Source organism: Rickettsiales bacterium (assembly GCA_033762595.1).
GTDB lineage: Bacteria > Pseudomonadota > Alphaproteobacteria > Rickettsiales > UBA8987 > JANPLD01.
This window is the reverse complement of record JANRLM010000106.1, coordinates 1-4,844: the sequence shown is the minus strand read 5'-3', so window position 1 is coordinate 4,844 and position 4,844 is coordinate 1. Positions and strand designations below refer to the sequence as shown.

5 protein-coding genes and 1 pseudogene are annotated in these 4,844 nt (G+C 36.3%); all 6 read left to right on the top strand.

Annotated features, from left to right (window positions below; all coding sequences use genetic code 11):
* The coding region (locus SFT90_07580) for an NADH-quinone oxidoreductase subunit H (GenBank protein MDX1950336.1) at window positions 1–253 on the top strand (253 nt) is incomplete at its 5' end.
* A gap of 8 nt (window positions 254–261) precedes the next feature.
* A complete protein-coding gene (nuoI, locus tag SFT90_07575; protein ID MDX1950335.1) occupies window positions 262–741 on the top strand; it encodes an NADH-quinone oxidoreductase subunit NuoI in 480 nt (159 codons plus the stop codon).
* Between the two features lie 87 nt (window positions 742–828).
* Window positions 829–1,443 (top strand): annotated as a pseudogene (locus SFT90_07570) (NADH-quinone oxidoreductase subunit J).
* 327 nt (window positions 1,444–1,770) lie between these two features.
* Complete coding sequence (gene nuoK, locus SFT90_07565; GenBank protein MDX1950334.1) at window positions 1,771–2,118, top strand: NADH-quinone oxidoreductase subunit NuoK; 348 nt, start codon at window positions 1,771–1,773, stop codon at window positions 2,116–2,118.
* 25 nt (window positions 2,119–2,143) lie between these two features.
* Window positions 2,144–4,117: an NADH-quinone oxidoreductase subunit L gene (gene nuoL, locus SFT90_07560; protein ID MDX1950333.1), complete on the top strand. Its 1,974-nt coding sequence runs from the start codon at window positions 2,144–2,146 to the stop codon at window positions 4,115–4,117.
* On the top strand, window positions 4,114–4,844 hold a 731-nt coding region (locus SFT90_07555; protein ID MDX1950332.1), incomplete at its 3' end, for an NADH-quinone oxidoreductase subunit M. The genes nuoL and SFT90_07555, both read left to right, overlap by 4 nt.

Below are 4,844 nucleotides of genomic sequence, written 5' to 3'. Positions count from 1 at the left end.
CGGTATGACAACAATTTTATTCTTAGGTGGTTGGTTGCCGGTTATTGATGTTCCTGCCTTAAGTTTTATCCCTGGTTTTGTGTGGTTTGCATTAAAAGTTTGCTTTTTGCTATTCTGTTTTATATGGGTGCGTGCAGCACTGCCAAGATATAGATATGACCAATTAATGAGGCTTGGCTGGAAAATATTCTTGCCAGTTTCCCTAATTTGGGTGGTTTTAGTTTCTGGTTATTTAGTTTTTTATAAATGGTAGAAATATAAATGTTCAAAGCGTTAAATAGATTTTTGCTTGGTGAAATTCTGCTTGGAATGTGGAAAACATTTTCCTATATGTTCAAGCCGAAAGTTACCATCAATTACCCTTATGAAAAAGGCCCAGTATCAACGCGTTTCCGTGGTGAGCACGCTTTAAGGCGTTACGCAAATGGTGAAGAAAGATGCATCGCGTGCAAATTATGTGAGGCAGTTTGCCCAGCGCAAGCCATCACGATTGAAGCAGAAGAAAGGGAAGATGGCTCTCGCAGAACAACTCGTTATGATATTGATATGACAAAATGTATCTATTGCGGTATGTGCGAGGAAGCCTGCCCAGTTGATGCAATAGTTGAAGGACCAAATCTGGAGTTTGCAACCGAAACTCACGAAGAACTTTTATATAACAAAGATAAACTCCTCGCGAATGGTGAGCGTTGGGAATATATTCTTGCTAAAAGATTAGAGGCTGAGGATAAATTTCGTTAGTTCGTTGATGGTTGATGGTTAATTGCTCATCGCTTCAACCATTAACGATAAACGATAAACGATAAACGAGTAACGAAAATGCAATTTATTGATATATTATTTTATTTATTTTCTATGGTAACGGCGGGTTCGGCGGTGGCGGTGATATGCTCAAAAAACCCCGTTCACTCTGTGCTATGGTTGATTTTTGCCTTCTTTAATTCTGCTGGTTTGTTCGTTTTGCTTGGGGCGGAATTCGTCGCGATGCTTCTTGTGATTGTTTATGTTGGTGCAGTTGCCGTGCTATTCTTATTTGTGGTGATGATGCTAAATATAAAAACCGCTTCACTCAAAAAGGGCTTTCAGGCTTACTTACCAATAGGGCTTGTTCTAGCTGCACTATTATTTATAGAAATTGGGGCGGCTATTATCGCATCTTCTGATAATCTAGTTGTTAAATGTCAAACAACTGGTCAAAAAATTACATCTAAAAAAGAATCAAAAAAATCCAATCCTGAGAAAAACTTGGAAGAAAATAATTTGTTAAAATCAGTTGAAAAAGCTATTGATGAATTTGAAAAAAAGGAACAAAGCTTAATTAAAAAAGAGGAAAAACGCTTCCTAAAAAATACTAACACACATCAAATTGGTAATATTTTATACACTGATTACTTCTTGATGTTCCAAGTTTCAGGGCTTATTTTGCTGGTTGCGATGATTGGTGCGATAGTGCTGACACATCGTGAAAGGGCAGGTGTTAAAAGGCAAGATATTTCTAAGCAAAATGCTAGAAGTATCAAAAACTCACTTGAGATTGTAAAAGTTGAAGTTGGTAAAGGGGTTTAAGGTTTTAGGTGCTAGTTGCTAGGTGCTAGGTGTTAGGTGTTAGGTTCTAGGGTTTTGCTCTTTAATCCCCTCCCCTGTTTACGGGGGAGGGTTAGGGTGGGGGCGTTAATTGGTTAATGGTTAATGGTTGATGGACTTTGGAAAAAGCAACCCTATTAATCTCCCCCCGTAAACAGGTGGAGAAACTTAATAATAATAAAAATAATGACAGATTATAGAGAAATAATTTCTGAATTTAATTTTGCAAATATTGGCTTAAACCATTATTTGCTGGTGGCATCTTTAGTGTTTGTAATTGGTGTATGCGGAATATTTTTGGCACGCAAAAACATCATTAATATTATGATGTCTATTGAATTAATGTTGCTAGCGGTGAATATAAATTTCGTCGCAATCTCTAGCTTTATGGGGGATTTGAAAGGGCAAATTTTCACCTTTTTTATATTAACCGTTGCCGCTGCTGAAGCTGCAATCGGTCTTGCAATTTTAGTAGTGTTTTATAGAAATAAAAACTCTATTGAAGTTGAAGATATTAATAGTTTGAAAGGCTAAGCAATCGCCCTAAATCAAGTAAAAAATGGAATTATTGATAAAAATATTAGTATTATTACCCTTATTAGCAGCGGCTTTTGTTGGGCTGAACACTAAGTGCTTGAAGCCTTTTTCGGCACAATTAATCACAACCTCATCAGTGGTGATTTCTGCGGTGCTTTCTTGGGTAATATTTTACGAAGTTCTTGGCGGAAAAACCTTCTCACCAATTTTATATAAATGGGTTGAATCAGGCAGTTTTTCAGTATCTTGGGCGTTCAAAGTTGATATGCTAACCGCAATTATGCTAACACTTGTAACTAGCGTTTCATCACTCGTTCACATATATTCTATCGGCTATATGAGCCATGATGAACACCCACAAAGATTTTTCTCTTACCTTAGTTTCTTTACATTTTTTATGTTGATGCTGGTAACTTCTGATAATCTTCTGCAATTATTTTTAGGCTGGGAAGGCGTTGGTTTATGCTCTTATTTATTAATTGGCTTTTGGTTCAAAAAACCTTCTGCTAATGCTGCCGCAATGAAGGCATTTATTGTAAATAGAGTTGGCGATTTTGGTATGGCAATTGGTTTATTTGCTCTGTTTTACATTTTCGGTAGTATAAATTTTGCAGATATTTTTGCTAATATTTCTGAATATAAATCCTCTAAAATTGAGGTTTTAGGCTGTTCTTACAAAGCTTTTGATTTTATTTGCGTGATGTTATTTATCGGTTGTATGGGTAAATCGGCACAATTAGGGCTTCACACTTGGTTGCCAGACGCAATGGAAGGCCCAACGCCAGTTTCTGCACTTATCCACGCAGCAACAATGGTTACAGCTGGGATTTTCTTGGTCGCAAGAATGTCGCCATTATTTGAGCAATCAGAAATTGCCCTCAATATGGTAACTTTAATTGGTGCAACAACGGCGATTTTCGCAGCAACTATTGCACTTACGCAGAATGATATTAAAAAGATTATCGCTTACTCAACTTGCTCTCAGCTTGGATATATGTTCTTTGCGTGCGGTGTTTCAGCTTATGGTGCGGGGATTTTCCACTTATACACTCACGGCTTTTTCAAGGCGTTACTTTTCCTTTCTGCTGGCAGTGTAATCCACGCAATGAGTGATGAGCAAGATATTCGCAAAATGGGCGGTTTGTGGAAAAAAATCCCACTTACTTACGCAATGATGTTAATTGGAACGCTTGCAATCACTGGGTTTCCGCTAATGTCTGGATATTTCTCAAAAGATATGGTTTTAGAGGCGACTTTTGCGGCTTCACAATCTGGCAATAAATTTGCGGGCTACGCCTTCTGGGTTGGCTTGCTAACCGCTTTTTTAACAGCTTTCTATTCTTGGCGATTAATCTTTATGGTATTCCATAATAAATGTAAAGCTGATGCGGAAACAATTTCCCATATTCACGAATCCCCTGCGGTGATGACTGCTCCCCTTGTAATTCTTGCTTTAGGTGCGGTTTTCATTGGCGGAGTTTTTGCAAATGATTATGGCATTGTAAAACCTAAACAAAAATTTTGGAATGAAGCGATTGCAGAAGGCAAGGTTGAAGTGGTTTCCAAGAAAAATAAAATTAAAGAAATCTCAATTTATGAGCAAGCACATCATGTGCCGAAGGATATTAAAAAAGCCCCACTTTATGTTGGCATTGCAGGGTTTTTGCTCGCTTTAATATGTTATGTTTTAGTAAAATCTTTGCCAGCGAAAATCGCAAATTTCTTCAAACCTTTATATAAATTATTTTCAAATAAATGGTTCGTTGATGAAATTTATGAATTTATTTTTGTTCGTGGAGCTAAAAAGAAAGGGCAAATTTTCTGGAAATTTTTTGATACAAAATTAGTTGATGGAATGCCAAATGGCTTGGCTTTCGTATCATCAAAAATTGGCGGATTAATGAGGTTTGCACAAACTGGCTTTGTTTATCATTATTCATTTTTAATGCTGATTGGTTTGATTTTAGCAATCGGTTATTTTATTTTTGGTGTATGAATTTTCCAATTTTAACATTACTAACTTTTTTACCTTTGGTAGGTGCTATAGTTATTGCGTTATCCTTAATTTCTAAGGGAAAAAGTGAAGCTGAAAAGGCCTTTTCTGATAGAAGCTCAAGAATACTTGCGTTAATTTTTAGCTTCGCAACTTTCGTTGTTTCGCTAATTCTTTATTTTAACTTCAACAAAAATACCAGCAAATTCCAATTCACTGAAAAATTTGAATGGCTTGAAGGTAGCAAAATATATTATTATTTAGGCGTTGATGGCATTTCAATTTATCTGATTTTACTAACAACTCTGCTAATTCCAATTTGTATTTTATCAAGCTGGAACTCAATAGAAAAACGAGTTAAAGAATATATGATTTTATTCTTACTGCTTGAAACGCTGGTAATTGGTGTGTTTGTATCGCTTGACTTCCTGCTATTCTATTTCTTTTTTGAAGCCTCCCTTATTCCAATGTTTATAATTATTGGCGTTTGGGGCGCTGAAAACAGGGTTTATGCATCTTATAAATTCTTTTTATATACGCTACTAGGCTCATTATTTCTTCTGATTGCAATTATTTATCTTTACCAAGATTTAGGCACTACAAATATTGTTACACTTACTAGAGACGCAGGGTTTTTAATCCCTAAAGATGTTCAAAATTGGCTTTGGCTTGCGTTTTTTGCATCATTTGCGGTGAAAGTTCCAATGTTTCCATTTCACACTTGGTTGCC